Origin of the sequence: Enterobacter wuhouensis (genome assembly GCF_035835995.1) — a bacterium.
Lineage (GTDB): Bacteria > Pseudomonadota > Gammaproteobacteria > Enterobacterales > Enterobacteriaceae > Enterobacter > Enterobacter wuhouensis.
Genome location: NZ_CP142124.1, coordinates 3,672,658 through 3,687,834, shown reverse-complemented (window position 1 = coordinate 3,687,834; position 15,177 = coordinate 3,672,658). Strand labels below are relative to the sequence as shown.

At 58.2% G+C, this 15,177-nt stretch carries 13 protein-coding genes; 1 reads left to right on the top strand and 12 read right to left on the bottom strand.

What is annotated here, in order from left to right; genetic code table 11:
• The first annotated feature begins 6 nt into the window (after window positions 1–6).
• Window positions 7–771, top strand: a complete 765-nt coding sequence (locus VPX56_RS17485) for an AraC family transcriptional regulator (protein ID WP_326467974.1) — start codon at window positions 7–9, stop codon at window positions 769–771.
• Here VPX56_RS17485 and leuA read toward each other — a convergent pair.
• The 12 genes from leuA to nrdH all read right to left on the bottom strand — a co-directional run bounded on the left by leuA (window position 758) and on the right by nrdH (window position 15,129).
• Entirely contained in the window at window positions 758–2,413 is a 1,656-nt protein-coding gene (leuA, locus tag VPX56_RS17480; protein WP_326467972.1) for a 2-isopropylmalate synthase, read from the bottom strand. The two genes, VPX56_RS17485 and leuA, sit on opposite strands and share 14 nt — an antisense overlap.
• 184 nt (window positions 2,414–2,597) lie before the next feature.
• A complete protein-coding gene (emrB, locus tag VPX56_RS17475; protein WP_131633775.1) occupies window positions 2,598–4,145 on the bottom strand; it encodes a multidrug efflux MFS transporter permease subunit EmrB in 1,548 nt (515 codons plus the stop codon).
• A 16-nt stretch (window positions 4,146–4,161) separates the two neighbouring features.
• The gene (gene emrA / locus VPX56_RS17470) at window positions 4,162–5,334 is read right to left on the bottom strand and encodes a multidrug efflux MFS transporter periplasmic adaptor subunit EmrA (protein WP_131633776.1); all 1,173 of its coding nucleotides are present in this window, start codon (window positions 5,332–5,334) and stop codon (window positions 4,162–4,164) included.
• A 126-nt stretch (window positions 5,335–5,460) separates the two neighbouring features.
• Window positions 5,461–5,991, bottom strand: coding sequence for a transcriptional repressor MprA (gene mprA / locus VPX56_RS17465; RefSeq protein WP_131633777.1), 531 nt, complete (start codon window positions 5,989–5,991; stop codon window positions 5,461–5,463).
• Window positions 5,992–6,304: 313 nt separating this feature from the next.
• Window positions 6,305–7,489, bottom strand: a complete 1,185-nt coding sequence (locus VPX56_RS17460) for an MFS transporter (protein WP_263611301.1) — start codon at window positions 7,487–7,489, stop codon at window positions 6,305–6,307.
• Window positions 7,490–7,698: 209 nt separating this feature from the next.
• Complete coding sequence (gene proX, locus VPX56_RS17455; protein WP_165500700.1) at window positions 7,699–8,694, bottom strand: glycine betaine/L-proline ABC transporter substrate-binding protein ProX; 996 nt, start codon at window positions 8,692–8,694, stop codon at window positions 7,699–7,701.
• A 9-nt stretch (window positions 8,695–8,703) separates the two neighbouring features.
• Window positions 8,704–9,768 carry a glycine betaine/L-proline ABC transporter permease ProW gene (gene proW, locus VPX56_RS17450; protein WP_165500701.1) on the bottom strand — a complete coding sequence of 355 codons (1,065 nt, stop codon included), beginning with the start codon at window positions 9,766–9,768 and terminating at the stop codon, window positions 8,704–8,706.
• Entirely contained in the window at window positions 9,752–10,963 is a 1,212-nt protein-coding gene (gene proV / locus VPX56_RS17445) for a glycine betaine/L-proline ABC transporter ATP-binding protein ProV (protein WP_131633779.1), read from the bottom strand. Before proV ends, proW begins: the two co-directional genes overlap by 17 nt.
• Window positions 10,964–11,396: 433 nt before the next feature.
• Complete coding sequence (nrdF, locus tag VPX56_RS17440) at window positions 11,397–12,356, bottom strand: class 1b ribonucleoside-diphosphate reductase subunit beta (protein WP_263611303.1); 960 nt, start codon at window positions 12,354–12,356, stop codon at window positions 11,397–11,399.
• A gap of 9 nt (window positions 12,357–12,365) precedes the next feature.
• Window positions 12,366–14,510 (bottom strand): class 1b ribonucleoside-diphosphate reductase subunit alpha, encoded by a 2,145-nt coding sequence (nrdE, locus tag VPX56_RS17435; protein ID WP_326467963.1) that lies wholly within the window; start codon window positions 14,508–14,510, stop codon window positions 12,366–12,368.
• Window positions 14,483–14,893 (bottom strand): class Ib ribonucleoside-diphosphate reductase assembly flavoprotein NrdI, encoded by a 411-nt coding sequence (nrdI, locus tag VPX56_RS17430; RefSeq protein WP_131633782.1) that lies wholly within the window; start codon window positions 14,891–14,893, stop codon window positions 14,483–14,485. Before nrdI ends, nrdE begins: the two co-directional genes overlap by 28 nt.
• The gene (gene nrdH, locus VPX56_RS17425; protein WP_131633783.1) at window positions 14,890–15,129 is read right to left on the bottom strand and encodes a glutaredoxin-like protein NrdH; all 240 of its coding nucleotides are present in this window, start codon (window positions 15,127–15,129) and stop codon (window positions 14,890–14,892) included. The genes nrdI and nrdH overlap by 4 nt, the downstream gene beginning before the upstream one ends.
• Window positions 15,130–15,177 lie beyond the last annotated feature (48 nt).

Here is a 15,177-nt window from a genome sequence, read left to right as displayed (position 1 = left end):
AACCCCATGACCACAACCTCAACTTTCTCCTTTACCCATCGCCCCCTCGTTCCGTTCGCCCATGATTACGTTCATGGCGACAGCGAGCCGTGGCACCAGCACGACTGCGCGCAGCTGCTGCACAGCCTGAGCGGCGTGGTGCGGGTTGATACCGCATCCGGCTGCTGGGTGGTGCCGCCCGGGCGCGGCGTCTGGCTACCGGCGGGGACGCAGCACTCCCTTCGCATCACTGGCAACGTTGCCGCCCGTACGCTGTTTATCGATCCGCTGGCGCGCGCCGATCTCCCGGCGACCTGTCAGATCGTGCAGATCTCACCCCTGTTGCGCGAGCTGATCCTCACCAGCCTGACGCTGCCGGAATCCTACGCACCCGGCAGCCGCGATGAACGGATCTATGAGCTGATCCTCGATGAAATCCGCATCATGCCGGTGCTGCCGTTTCACCTGCCGGAGCCGGAAAGTGAAGCATTGCGTCATCTTTGTCGTCACATCCGCCAGACCGCAGGGGAGAGTTGGAGCAGCACGCAGGCCGCGAGCATGATGGGAATGAGCGAACGCACCCTGAACCGCCATTTTCAGCAGCAGACCGGATTAAGCTACAGCGAGTGGGTGAGAAGGGCGCGCCTGCTGGAAGCCTTAGTGCGGCTGGCGCAGGGCCAGCCGGTGCTGCGCGTGGCGCTTGATCTGGGCTACGGCAGCCACAGCGCGTTCACGGCAATGTTTCGCCGGGCGATGGGCATTTCCCCTAGCGATTACTTTAAGAACGACTGACGGCGTTAAACAGCGCCTGAATCGACGCGCGCGCCACGTCGCTGTCAATGCCCACGCCCCAGCGGCTGCTGCCGTCCTGGAACAGGCAGCGGATGTAGGCCACCGAGCGGCTATCGCTGCGCTCGCCCAGCGTATGCTCGTGATAATCCTTAATCACAAAGGGCGCGTTAACCCAGCGGCTTAAGCCGTGAGCGGCGGCAGAGAGCAGCCCGTTGCCCTGACCCTCCAGCTGGCGCGTTCCCCCCTGCGTGGCAACGCTTGCGGTTAAGCGCAGCTGGCCGTCCTGCTGGCTGTCGCTGCGGTAGGATTGCAGCGCAAACTGCGGCGTCGCCACCAGCCCGTAGCGGGCGCGGAACAGCTGCCAGAGCGCATTCTGCGTCATCTCTTTCCCGTGGCGATCGGTTTCCTGCTGCACGTGCTGGCTAAAGTCCTGCTGCAGGGCGCGGGGCAGCTTCAGTCCGTGGTTTTGCTCGATAAGCCACGCGCTGCCGCTTTTCCCTGACTGGCTGTTCACGCGGATCACCGCTTCGTAGGTGCAGCCGATATCCTGCGGATCGACGGGCAGATAGGGCATCTCCCAGCGCTCGCCAGGCCTGCGGGCATCAAAGCCTTTTTTGATCGCGTCCTGGTGCGAGCCGGAGAAGGCGGTATAGGCCAGCCGACCCGCCCACGGATGGCGCGGATGCACCGGCAGCTGGTTGCAGGCTTCCACTACTTCCACCACCCGGTTCATGTCGCTGAAGTCCAGATTTGGGCTAACGCCCTGGCTGTAGAGATTCATTGCCAGCGTCACCAGGCAAACGTTGCCCGTGCGCTCCCCGTTGCCAAACAGGCAGCCCTCCACGCGGTCTGCGCCTGCCATCACGGCCAGCTCGGCGCTGGCCACGCCGGTTCCGCGGTCGTTATGCGGATGCACGCTGATGCAGACGTCGGCGCGGCGGCTGAAGTGGCGGCAAAAATACTCGATTTGATCGGCATAGACGTTCGGCGTGCTCACCTCGACGGTGGCGGGCAGGTTGATCACCATCGGACGCTCGGCGCACGGCTGCCAGATTTCTGCCACCGCCTCACAAATCTCCAGCGCAAAGTCCGGTTCGGTAAAGCAGAAGGTCTCCGGTGAATACTCATACTGCCAGCGGGTGTCCGGGTTCTCTTCGCACAGCTGGCGGATGAGGCGCGTGGAGCGCGTGGCCAGCTCGACGATCTGCGCTTTCTCCATGCCGAACACCAGGCGGCGGAACAGCGGGGCGGTAGCGTTATAGAGGTGCACGGTGGCCTGTTTCGCGCCGCGCAGTGATTCGAAAGTGCGATGAATAAGATCTTCCCGCGCCTGGGTCAGCACCTGAATCGTGACGTCATCCGGAATGCGGTTCTCTTCAATCAGCTGGCGAACAAAGTTGAAGTCCGTCAGCGAGGCGGAAGGAAAAGCGACCTCGATCTCTTTGAATCCGCAGCCGATCAGCAGGTCCCAGAACTGCAGCTTGCGCGCGCTGTCCATCGGCTCGGCAAGCGCCTGGTTGCCGTCGCGCAGATCGGTTGAAAGCCAGCGCGGCGCGCGGGTGATGCGCTGCTCCGGCCAGCGGCGGTCGGGCAGAGACATGACGGGATAAGGTTGGTATTTGTCGGCGGGTGTATTCAGCATGATGCGCTCCTGTTGTCTTTTCACTATCGTGAATCGATTTCAGAAGCGCTGCTTTATCGGAAATGACAATCGCTGTTGCGTTTTGGACACGGTGCGGTTTTTTGCCGGATGGCGGCTACGCCTTATCCGGCCTACGTTCGTAGGCCCGGTAAGCGCAGCGCCACCGGGCAACCGTCGCACAGGACTAGTGCGCGCCACCGCCCCCGCTGCCGGCACCAAACGGGGGTTTAGCAAACCACACCAGCCCCAGGAGGACGAGGAAGATCCCCGCCGATATCCAGAAAATCTCGTTTGCCGAGATAATCAGCCCCTGGTTGGTGATCTGCTGGGCAATCCACCCTGACGCCTGCTGCTCCGTCATCCCCATTCCCTGCAGCTGGTTGTACATCTGCTGAGAGTTCGGGTTGAACGGATTCACCGCTTCGGTCAGCTGGGCATGGTGCATCGATTCACGGTTGGTCCACAGGGTGGTGGTGATCGACGTACCGATCGAGCCCGCCAGCGTTCGCGTAAAGTTCGACAGGCTGGATGCCGCCGCCATGCGCTCGGGCGGCAAGCCGGAAAGCGTGATGGTCGTCAGCGGCATAAAGAAACACGCCACGGCAAAGCCCTGAATAAACTGCGGCCACGCGGACGCGCCAAAGTCCATTCCCGGTTCAAACGTATACGCGCGCCAGTAGAAGCACACGGCGTACATGATAAAGCTGAACGTCACCAGCCTGCGCATGTCGAGCTTGTGGGCGAAGCGGCCAATAATCGGCGACAGCAGAACCGGAATCAATCCAACCGGCGCCGAGGCTAAGCCTGCCCAGGTTGCGGTATAGCCGTATACCTCCTGCAACAGCTGCGGCAGCAGTACAATCGCGCCGAAGTAAAGCATGTAGGCGAGGCTGATACACAGACAGCCGATGGTGAAGTTTCGCGACTTAAACAGCGACAGGTCGACTATCGGGTTATCGTCCGTCAGCTCCCAGACGATCAGGAAGCTCAGCGACACCACCGCGACAATGGTCAGGATGATGATCTCCCGCGAGTTGAACCAGTCCAGCTCTTTGCCCTGGTCGAGCATGACCTGCAGGCTACCGATGCCGACAACCAGCAGGGCCAGACCAATGGCGTCGATACGCCGCTGTTCTGTTCGCGTTTCCCGGCCGCGCAGCGACTGCAGCGTCATCATGACCACGATGGCGCCAATCGGCACGTTGATGAAGAAGATCCAGCCCCAGTGATAGTTGTCGCTGATGTAGCCGCCTAAGATAGGCCCGCAAATCGGCGCGACAATCACGGTCATCGACCACAGCGCCAGCGCGATAGAGCGTTTGGCGGGCGGGTAGTTGTTCAGCAGCAAACTCTGCGACAGCGGAATCAACGGCCCGGCGACAATCCCCTGAATGACGCGGAAGAAAATCAGCATCGTCAGGCTGGTGGACATGCCGCACGCCCAGGAGGCGATGACGAAGGCGATGGTTGACCAGAGGAACAACTTCACTTCACCGACGCGCTTTGCCAGCCAGCCGGTAATCGGAATAGAGATGGCGTTCGCCACCCCGAACGAGGTAATGACCCAGGTCCCCTGGCTCAACGACGAGCCAAGGTTACCGGCGATGGTCGGGATCGCCACGTTTGCGATGGTGGAGTCCAGCACCTGCATGAATGTCGCCAGCGAGAGCGCAATGGTCATGATGACCAGCTGCGCCCCTTCCAGCGGTTTTTGCGGCTTTTGCTGTTGCATAACGCTCACCTTCGGATTAACCGGCGTTTGCCTTCACGATGTCATCGATCAGCTTGTTGACCGGATCGAGGCTAATTTCACGGGCGTTACTTTCATAAGCCGGGCTGCTGCGGACCTGGCTTGCGAGGATCTGACCGTCGCGGTTGGCGGTATCTACCGTCACCAGCGTGGAAAGACCAATACGCAGCGGATGGTCAGCAAGCTGTTTTTCATCCAGCTCAATACGCACGGGCAGGCGCTGTACTACTTTGATCCAGTTACCGGTGGCGTTCTGCGCGGGCAGCAGGGAAAAGGCGCTGCCGGTCCCCATGTCCAGACCCACCACTTTACCGGTGTACTTCACGTCGTCACCGTAGATGTCGCTGACCACGGTCGCGGTCTGGCCAATGCGCATATGGGCCAGCTGCGTCTCTTTGAAGTTAGCATCTACCCACAGGTTGTTTGCCGGAACGACCGCCATCAGCGGCGTGGTGGTGCTAATCTGCGCGCCAGGCTGTACGGAACGGCGCGAGACGTAGCCGGTCATCGGGCTGACGATTTTGGTACGCTGCAGGGCAAGCCATGCGTTACGCACTTCGGTCGCGGCCTGCTTAACGGCAGGCTGGTTTTCAAGGCTTGTGCCCAGCACCATCGCCTGATTCGCATTGTACTGCTGGATCGCAACGTCCAGCTGTGCCTGCGCGCTGGCAACGGCATCGCGGGCGTGCTGCAGCTCTTCACGGCCAATCAGGTTAGCGGTGCCCAGAGGAACACGACGATTCAGGTCGCTCTGCGCCTGCGCCAGTGCGGTTTTCTGCACGTCGATGCTGGCCTGAAGCTGTTTACTGTTGATCATCAGCTGGCGGGTTTGACGAACGCTGGACGCCAGCTCCGTCTGTGCTTTTTCAAACGCCTGCTGGGCGTCCGTCGGATCGAGCGTGACCAGCACATCGCCTTTTTGCACAAAGTCGGTATTGTCAGCCCAGACTTTCGTCACGCTGCCCGACACCTGCGCCATAATTTGTACCTGGTTCCCTGCCACGTATGCATCGTCTGTCTCTTCAGCATGACGCAATACTAAAAACCAATAGATCCCATATGCCACGGCAATAATAATAAAGAGCAAGGTCAGCAGAAGAAGGGCGCTCTTACGTTTGCCTTTCTTGTTGACCGGTTGCTGCGGGGTTGTGTTCTCCGCATTTGCGCTCATTGTTGTTCTCCACGATCTTCTTATTTTCACATCGGCTGAGCCGACCTGTTGTCAGAAAGGCCAGCAGTGTGACGTGCTGGCCTGTCGGTTTTCTTATAAATCTGGATTGTCGAGCGTGTCGTCGCGTTAGCGCAGCGCCTCAAGAATAACGCCGTCTTCATCCATCTGATCCAGACGGGTCAGCAGCTTGCGAGTGATGTGCTCAAGCTGGTCGCGCTCGGCGGTGCTGAGAACAGACCAGAGTTGGTGCAGACAGTTGTGCTGAGGCGGTAATACCTCACGCAGGAATTCGTGACCTTTGTCGGTCAGCTGCAGGTGCAGGCAGCGGCGATCGTTGTCGCTTTCACGGCGCTCAATCCAGCCGCGTTTTTCCAGCTCATCCGCGATACGGGTCGCGTTAGTGCGGGATGAACCCAGCGCGCAGCTCAGCTCAGACGGCTGAATGCTGTGGTTCTCCTGAGACTCCAGGGTAATCAACGCCATAAATAACGTCTCGTTAATCCCTTGAGCTTTCAGCATCTTATTACGGTTGTCCAGCAGTTTCCCCTGCATGTGCATGCACAGGCGGGTCAGCAGGATTTCCTGATACGGGAACTCCTCGTGACGACTGGCGCGGAATTTAAGCATTTGTTCAATGGGCGTAAACGAACTATCCATTTGGGCATAACCTCATTAATTACAGCCGATATAGTAACGACAGTGACAAATAATGTAAATGAATTATTTGTGCGGTTATATCCGCCAAATGTATGTCACCATCAGAAAGCGCCGGGTAAGTCCGTGACCCGGTGAGCACAGAAAGCGTAGGGAGTGAACCCATAGAAGAGAGGAGGTGAGGATGGGGGTCTGAACTATTCATGCCGGTACTAAATATGTCACCCACATTAAAATTTCTGGGATAAATGATTGCGTTTACATTAACAGATGCAGGACCCCTTTACACCCCAAGAGGTCCAAAGCAATGTAAATCTTAGTGAATCGCCTCCTGGCGATGATAGCCACGCCACCATACAAGCAGGTTCAGCGCGGCGACGATGGCCCCAATCGAACACACGCCCGCCCAGCCCGCATGCTGCCATGCCGAGGCTGATATTAATGAGCCCGCCGCCCCGCCGATGAAGTAGCTGGTCATGTAACCGGCGGTCAAACGGTTACGCGCGTCCGGCTTCACGCGGTAGATAACGGTCTGGTTGGTGATATGTACGCCCTGCACGGTGAGGTCGAGCACCAGAATCCCGACGATCAGCGCCAGTACGGAGGAATGTCCGTACCAGATCGCTGCCCAGGAGAGCAGAAGTAAGACCAGCCCTGCGGAGGTGGTCATGTGCGACTTGCCTTTATCGGCCAGCCCACCGGCCGGACGCGCGCCCAGCGCGCCTGCGGCACCTGCCAGGCCAAACAGGCCAATCACCCCTTCGGAATAGTTAAACGGCGGGGAGGCCAGCAAAAAGGCCATCGACGTCCAGAGAATGCTGAAGTTGGCGAAGGTTAAACAGCCAAGCAGTGCGCGGGTACGCAGCAGTTTATCCTGCGTGAACAGGCTGAATACGGAAGCCAGAAGCTGCGGATAGTTCAGGTGGTTTTCCTGCTTCACTTTCGGCAGGCCGCGCCACAGCGCCAGCGCCATGACGACCATCAGCACGCTCGCCACCCAGTAAACGGTGCGCCAGCCGCCCAGGCTTGCCAGCAGTCCGGCAACGGTACGCGCCAGTAAGATCCCCAGCAGCAGCCCGCTCATGATGGTGCCCACCACCTTGCCGCGTTTTTCCGGCGCGGCGAGCGTTGCCGCCAGCGGCACCAGAATTTGCGCGACGACGGAGAACAGCCCCGTCAGCGCGGTGCCGATAATCATCATCGTCAGCGACTGGCTGCTGGCGGTGATCAGCATCCCGCCCGCGGCCAGTAAGGTCATTGAGACAATCAGCATCCGGCGCTCAAACATATCGCCGAGCGGCACCAGGAACAGCAGCCCTGCGGCATAGCCAAGCTGTGCAGCGGTGACGATAAAACCGGCGGAGCTGGCGGAGAGATTGAACGCGCGGGCGATGGTGTCGAGAAGAGGTTGCGCATAATAGTTGCTGGCGACCGCCAGACCCGTTGCCACGGACATTAAAAGAATCAGTGCCGGGCTAAGCCCGTGAGTGGTTTTAGTCATTATGTTCAGGGATCGTAAGTTAAGTGATTATTTTTCCGGAAACATAATAACCAATGATTGTGAATGTTGGGGGATTGTTACGTGCTGGATTGTGCGGTTTAGGTTGGGTGCGGTTTGATCCCCTCACCCTATCCCTCTCCCCAAAGGGGAGAGGGGATTTTATACACCCTCTCCCCTTTGGGGAGAGGGCAGTGTGAGGGGTAGTATTTTTACTTCTGCGCCGCAAGCGCCTCTTTCACCCAGCCGTCAAACAGCTGCTGGTGGGCTTTGATCCAGCCGTCAACGTGGCCTTTCACATCCGCCTCAGACGATTTGCCCTCGTGCATCATGGCGTTCTGGGCGTTGATGTCCGCCAGCGGCAGCTTCATTACCGAGAACAGCTTCGCCGCGGCCGGGTTTTTCTCCGCCCAGGCTTTGTTGGCCACGATATGCATCGTGTTCACCGGGAAGCCATAGTTCATGCCGTTCGGCAGCTTAGTGTCGATATCCTTCTGCTCGCCCGGCAGGGAGGAGAACGGCACCTGCAGCCACACCACGTCTTTACCCGGCTTCAGCACGTCGCTCACCCAGTACGGGGTCCAGGTGTAGTAGATAACCGGCTTGCCCTCTTTGAAGCGGGCAATGGTATCGGCCATCATCGCGGAGTAGTTGCCGTGGCTCACGTCGACCGTTTTCGCCAGATCGAACGCTTTGTTCTGGTGGTTAATCACCGCTTCGCAGCCCCAGCCCGGCGAGCAGCCCATCATGTCGGCCTTGCCGTCGCCGTTGGTGTCGAACAGTTTGGCGATCTTCGGATCTTTCAGCTGTTCAATATTGGTGATGTGATACTTATCGGCGGTTTTCTTGTCGATCAGATAACCCTGCGCCGCACCGGTCACGAAGGTGCCTTCGCGATAGAATTTCTTGTCGCCCCCGGCGGCGGCATACATGTCGTCGTGCAGCGGCTGCCAGTTCACGGCGGTAAAGGTGGCGTCACCGGAGGCAATCGAGGTATAGCCCACGTTGTAGTCCACTTCGCTGGCGGTATTCACCGTATAGCCCAGCTTCTCCAGCGCGCGGCTGACGATCTGAGTCTGGAAACTCTCTTCCGAAATGGTGCTCTGCACCGGCTGAACGGTAATGCCTTTACCCGGCAGCTCGGCCGCAAAGGTGCTGGTGGAGACAAGGGTCGCAAACGCTGAGGCAAAAAGTACGCTATGTCGCATCGTTGTTCCTTATTTTATGAATGGGCGGGTGAGTAACCCGACAGGGCCGGTGGTATACCAGCGACGGTTGCCGCGACTGCGTGAATCACGACCGACAGCCTGCGTCAGGCGGTCAAGAATAATGGCGAGGATCACAATGCCGACGCCGCCGACGGTGGCCAGCCCCATGTCGAGACGGCCAATGCCGCGCAGCACCATCTGACCCAGGCCGCCAACGGCAATCATCGAAGCGATCACCACCATCGACAGGGCCAGCATCAGCGTCTGGTTTACGCCCGCCATGATGGTTGGCATTGCCAGCGGAAGCTGAACTTTAAACAGCATCTGGCGCGGGCTAGCACCGAACGAGCGCGACGCTTCGATCAGATCCGCAGGTACCTGGTTAATCCCCAGAATGGTCAGACGAATAATCGGCGGCAGGGCGAAGATAATGGTCACCACCACGCCCGGCACGTTGCCGATGCCGAACAGCATCACGATAGGCACCAGGTAGACGAACGCTGGCGTGGTCTGCATCGCATCCAGCAGCGGGCGAATAATCTTCGCCGCCCGCGGGCTGCGCGCCAGCCAGATCCCCATCGGCAGGCCTATCACCACGCAGAAGAGCAGGGCGGTCAGCACCAGCGCCAGGGTGATCATTGCCTGCGACCACGCGCCAATCGCGCCGATGGCAATCAGGGAGATCAGCGTGGCGATCCCCATGCCCGCGCTGCCGATCTGCCAGGCGATCAGGGAGAACAGGATGATGGCGACCGGGGCCGGCATGCCCAGCATCAGCTGCTGGAAGCCGTTGAGGATGTAATCCACCGGGACGCGGATGCCCTGGAAGACCGGACGGAAGTGGGTGACCACCCAGTCGATCCCCTCCGTGACCCAGCTGTCCAGCGGGATCAGCGTCTTGTGGAACGGGTCCATAATGTTGAAGTGTTCTGGCGCAGGCGCAGGCGCGCTGTTGAGCCAGTCAGCTGCACCGCCGCCATCGGCAGGAGCAGGCGTGGAACCCCACGCGTCGGCAGATTGCGCAGCGCTGTCCGCTGCTTCAGTGGTTCCCCACGGGTTAGATTGATCGGTCATTGTGTGCCCCCTCGCGATCTAAAGCCTGCAGCAGCATCCGTTTTGAGATGATGCCGACGTACTGTTGTTCCTCACCGACGACCGGTACGGCGCACGGCGCCTGGCCCACGTGTGAGAGCAACTCGCTGAGCGGCGTTTCGGCGTCCACGGCAAGCGGAGCGTCGATTAACGCCGCATCGATCCCCTGATTTTCGCCCAGAGCGGTTTTCAGGGAGTCGATGGAGACAATGCCGACAAACTTATTGCCGCGTTCGACCAGATAACCGTATTCACGGTCTTCATCCTGCAGCAGCTTAAGCGCGGAGCGCGGGCCGAAGCCTGGCGTTTTACGAATAATGCCGTTCGGGGAACGACGGGCAATATCTTTAGCGCTAAAGACCTGACTAATATCCACGCCGCGGAAGAAGGTGCGGACATAATCATTCGCCGGATTATTCAGAATTTCATCTGGTGTCCCTACCTGCACGACTTCACCGTTTTGCATAATGGCAATACGATCGCCAATACGCATGGCTTCATCCAGATCGTGGGAAATAAAGACAACGGTGCGCTGATGTTTTGCCTGTAATTTTACCAGTTCATCCTGCATCTCGGTGCGAATTAATGGGTCGAGGGCGGAGAAGGCTTCATCCATTAATAATATGTCTGGATTAATGGCTAATGCGCGAGCTAATCCCACGCGCTGGCGCATACCGCCAGAAAGTTCATCCGGATAACCGTGGGCGTAATTTTCAAGCCCTACCTGACGCAGCGCGTCGAGCGCTTTTTCATGACGTTCCTGAGCAGGCACGCCCGCTAATTCCATACCAAACGCGGTATTGTCCAGTACCGTCAAATGCGGCATCAGCGCGAATGACTGAAACACCATTGCAATCTTTTTTCTGCGCACCTCGCGAAGCTCTGCGGCCGATATTTTGGCGATATCCACGCCGTCAATCAGCACCTGTCCGCGGGTGGGTTCAATCAGGCGATTGAGAAGGCGAACCATAGTGGATTTACCCGAGCCGGATAATCCCATGATGACAAAAATCTCGCCTTCTTCAATGGCCAGACTGGCGTCTTTAACGCCAAGCGATAGCCCGGTTTTTTCCAGAATTTGCTCTTTCGAAAGGCCCTTCTCAATATATTTGAATGCGCGCTGTGGATGCTCGCCAAATACTTTATAAAGATTTTTCACTTCTAATTTAATTGCCATGCAATAGAGAGTGTCCTGTTATTTGTTTATGTCGATATGATTACCATGATAAATAGTTAACTGGCATTACCCTAACATACTGAGAATCTGAGACAACCCTGAGTCCGCCATAAGCGCGAATTTTGCCACAAGCGAAACGGCTGAATTACCCATGAGTAAAGGGCTGAGGGTGGTTTGAATTTTTCTGAATTTTTTACCGCAGCATCGGGAAATATCACCTGAATCGGCGTGATTCAGGTGAATATGAAGCGGAAATTACAGTGTAGATGACATGGAAATATTATGGGGATAATGCGGGGATTTATATTAAATTAATGAATGTTATTTTCCCCTCACCCTATCCCTCTCCCCGGAGGGGAGAGGGGATCGCTCCGTACCGTTTTTTCTCCCTCGCCCCTTTGGGGAGAGGGCGGGGTGAGGGGAGGGGAAAACATTAAAAATCCCAATCCTCATCTTCCGTTTCCACCGCCTTGCCCATTACGTAAGACGAGCCGGACCCGGAGAAGAAGTCATGGTTTTCGTCGGCATTCGGCGACAGCGCCGCCAGAATCGCCGGGTTGACTTCCGCTATTTCTGGCGGGAACAGCGCCTCATAGCCCAGGTTCATCAGCGCCTTGTTGGCGTTGTAGCAGAGGAAGGCTTTCACGTCCTCCTCCCAGCCGCTGCCGGCGTACAGTTCCTCGGTGTAGCTCAGCTCGTTGTCGTAGAGATCCATCAGCAAATCGAGGGCAAATCCTTTAAGTTCCTCGCGTTTTTCCGGGCTGACTTTCTCCAGCCCTTTCTGATACTTATAGCCAATGTAATACCCGTGTACCGCTTCATCGCGGATGATGAGGCGGATCAGGTCGGCGGTGTTGGTGAGCTTGCCCCGGCTCGACCAGTACATCGGCAGCCAGAAGCCGGAATAGAAGAGGAAGGATTCCAGAAACACGCTGGCGATCTTTTTCTTCAGCGGCTCGTCGGCGCGGTAGTACTCCAGCACCAGATCGGCCTTGCGCTGCAGCGACGCGCTCTCTTCACTCCAGGCGTAGGCCGCGTCCACGTCTTTGGTCTGGCACAGCGTCGAGAAAATCGAGCTGTAGGAGCGGGCATGGACCGCCTCCATAAAGCTGATGTTCGACATCACGGCTTCTTCGTGCGGCGTCAGCGCATCCGCCATCAGCGCAGGCGCGCCGACGGTGTTTTGAATGGTGTCCAGCAGCGTCAGGCCGGTGAAAACGCGGATCGTCAGCTGCTGCTCGGCGTGGCTCAGCGTTTGCCAGGCCGGAATATCGTTTGAAAGGGGCACCTTTTCCGGCAGCCAGAAGTTGCTGGTCAGGCGGTTCCACACCTCAAGGTCTTTGTCGTCCTGAATTTTGTTCCAGTTAACGGCACTCACGCGTGACAGTTTCATCCTTTCTCCTTACAGCGCGCAGGACACGCAGCCTTCAATTTCGGTGCCTTCCAGCGCGAGCTGGCGCAGGCGAATGTAGTACAGCGACTTAATGCCTTTTTTCCAGGCATAAATCTGCGCCTTGTTGATATCGCGGGTGGTGGCGGTATCCGGGAAGAAGAGCGTCAGCGACAGCCCCTGATCCACGTGCTTCGTTGCCTCCGCGTAGGTATCGATGATTTTTTCCGGGCCGATCTCATACGCGTCATGATAGAGCGCCAGGTTCTCATTGGTCATAAACGGGGCGGGGTAGTAAACGCGCCCGGTTTTGCCTTCCTTACGGATTTCAATTTTTGACACGATCGGGTGAATGCTCGACGTGGCGTGGTTGATGTAGGAAATCGAGCCGGTTGGCGGCACCGCCTGCAGGTTCTGGTTGTAGATGCCGTAGCGCATCACGTCATCGCGCAGCTGCTGCCACATCTCGCGCGTCGGCAGGGTTATCCCCGCGCGGGCGAACAGGGCCCGCACTTTTTCGGTTTTCGGCTGCCAGTCGCCTTCAAGGTACTGGCTGAAATACTCCCCGCTGGCGTAGCGCGACTGCTCAAAGCCCGCGAAGTGCTGGTTACGCTCGCGCGCCAGCATCATCGACGTATTAAGCGCGTGCCAGGTGACGGTGTAGAAATAGAGGTTGGTGAAATCCAGCCCCTCCGGGCTGCCGTAGGCAATGCCTTCCCGCGCCAGATAGCCGTGCAGGTTCATCTGCCCCAGCCCGATGGCGTGGGACGCGGCGTTGCCCGCCTCAATGGACGGCACGCTGCGAATGTGGCTCATGTCGGACACCGCCGTCAGCCCGCGGATGGCGGTCTCCACCGTGCGGCCAAAGTCGGGTGAATCCATGGTGTGGGCAATATTCAGCGACCCGAGGTTGCAGGAGATATCTTTCCCGATATCCGCGTAGTCGAGGTTTTCGTCGTAGGTGGAGGCGCTGTTGACCTGCAAAATCTCCGAGCACAGGTTGCTCATGTTGATGCGCCCGGCGATCGGGTTCGCGCGGTTCACCGTGTCTTCGTACATGATGTACGGATAGCCGGACTCAAACTGAATTTCCGCCAGGGTCTGGAAGAAGTCGCGGGCGTTAATGTACGTCTTGCGAATGCGATCGTCGGCCACCAGCTCGTCGTACAGTTCGCTTATCGCCACGTCGCCAAAGGCTTTGCCGTAAATTCGCTCGATGTCATAAGGGGAAAAAAGCGCCATGTCGGCATTCTCTTTGGCGAGCCGGAAGGTGATATCGGGGATCGTCACGCCGAGCGAAAGGGTTTTGATGCGGATTTTTTCGTCGGCGTTCTCGCGCTTGGTATCCAGAAAACGCAGAATATCCGGGTGGTGCGCGTGCAGATAAACGGCCCCCGCGCCCTGACGCGCGCCCAGCTGGTTGGCGTAAGAAAACGCATCTTCCAGCATCTTCATCACCGGGATCACGCCGGAAGACTGGTTTTCGATGCGCTTGATCGGCGCGCCCGCCTCGCGCAGGTTCGAGAGCAGAAACGCCACGCCGCCGCCGCGCTTAGAGAGCTGCAGCGCAGAGTTCACCGCGCGGCCAATCGACTCCATATTGTCTTCGATGCGCAGCAGGAAGCAGGAAACCAGCTCGCCGCGCTGGGCTTTGCCGCAGTTGAGGAAGGTCGGCGTGGCGGGCTGGAAGCGACCGGAGAGGATCTCCTCCATCAGGCGTTCAGCCTGCGCTTCATCCCCCTGCGCCAGGGTTAACGCCACCATCACGGTGCGATCCTCGAAGCTCTCTAAATAGCGTTTGCCGTCGAAGGTTTTCAGGGTATAGCTGGTGTAATACTTCCACGCGCCGAGGAAGGTCTGGAAACGAAAACCGCTGGCGTGCGCGCGTTCAAACAGCGTCACGACAAAGTCGCGATCGTAGCGGGTCAACACGCCTTCTTCGTAGTAGCCCTCTTTTACCAGATAGTCGAGACGCTCCTGCTGGCTGCCAAACGTTACGGTATTCGGGCGAACGTGAGCGGCAAAAAACGCGTCGACCGCCTCGTGGTCTTTGCCAAACTGAATTCGCCCCTCGCGATCGTACAGATTGAGCATCGCGTTTAGCGCGTGGTAATCCGGCGCGGCCTGAATTACACGTTCTGCGGTTGTCGTTGCCAAAATTCGTTCACTCCTTTACGCACGTTTTCTACGTCCTGCTGTGTCCCCATCAGTTCGAAGCGATAGAGATACGGCACGCCGCATTTTTGAGAGATGACATCCCCGGCGCGGCCAAAGGCATCGCCGAAATTGCGGTTTCCCGCCGCAATCACGCCGCGGATAAGCTGTCGATTATGAGGATCGTTCAGAAAGCGGATGACCTGGCGGGGAACCGCGCCCGCCGTCCCGCCGCCGCCATAGCTGGGCACGACCAGTATGAAGGGTTCGTCTACCTGAATACGCTCCCGCTCGTTCAGCGGAATGCGGATTGCAGGCAGCCCGACGCGCTCGATAAAGCGAAGCGTGTTTTCCGAGCTGCTGGAAAAGTAGACCAGCCCACTCATGCACTGGCGGCCTGAGCGGCGAGGCGGTTGATCATGTCCGGGCGGAAGCCAGACCAGCTGGTTTCCCCGGCAACCACGACGGGCAGCTGGCGGAAGCCTTGCGCGCGCAGGGTATCGGCAGCGTCGGGAACCAGGTCGATATTCACCATCTCAAAACGTACGCCGCGGCTCTCCATCGCGCGTTTGGTGGCGTGGCACTGAACACAATCGTTACGAGTGTAAATAATAATGCTCATGATTCGTATTTCCATTTAGAATGAAAGGCTGGCGCGATTTGTCGCGTC

Coding starts and splice junctions, on each gene's coding strand:
- proX (WP_165500700.1), bottom strand. CDS start 8,694: ATGCGACATAGCGTACTTTTTGCCTCAGCGTTTGCGACCCTTGTCTCC.
- emrB (WP_131633775.1), bottom strand. CDS start 4,145: ATGCAACAGCAAAAGCCGCAAAAACCGCTGGAAGGGGCGCAGCTGGTC.
- proW (WP_165500701.1), bottom strand. CDS start 9,768: ATGACCGATCAATCTAACCCGTGGGGAACCACTGAAGCAGCGGACAGC.
- leuA (WP_326467972.1), bottom strand. CDS start 2,413: ATGCTGAATACACCCGCCGACAAATACCAACCTTATCCCGTCATGTCT.
- emrA (WP_131633776.1), bottom strand. CDS start 5,334: ATGAGCGCAAATGCGGAGAACACAACCCCGCAGCAACCGGTCAACAAG.
- VPX56_RS17460 (WP_263611301.1), bottom strand. CDS start 7,489: ATGACTAAAACCACTCACGGGCTTAGCCCGGCACTGATTCTTTTAATG.
- nrdH (WP_131633783.1), bottom strand. CDS start 15,129: ATGAGCATTATTATTTACACTCGTAACGATTGTGTTCAGTGCCACGCC.
- nrdF (WP_263611303.1), bottom strand. CDS start 12,356: ATGAAACTGTCACGCGTGAGTGCCGTTAACTGGAACAAAATTCAGGAC.
- mprA (WP_131633777.1), bottom strand. CDS start 5,991: ATGGATAGTTCGTTTACGCCCATTGAACAAATGCTTAAATTCCGCGCC.
- nrdI (WP_131633782.1), bottom strand. CDS start 14,893: ATGAGTGGGCTGGTCTACTTTTCCAGCAGCTCGGAAAACACGCTTCGC.
- VPX56_RS17485 (WP_326467974.1), top strand. CDS start 7: ATGACCACAACCTCAACTTTCTCCTTTACCCATCGCCCCCTCGTTCCG.
- proV (WP_131633779.1), bottom strand. CDS start 10,963: ATGGCAATTAAATTAGAAGTGAAAAATCTTTATAAAGTATTTGGCGAG.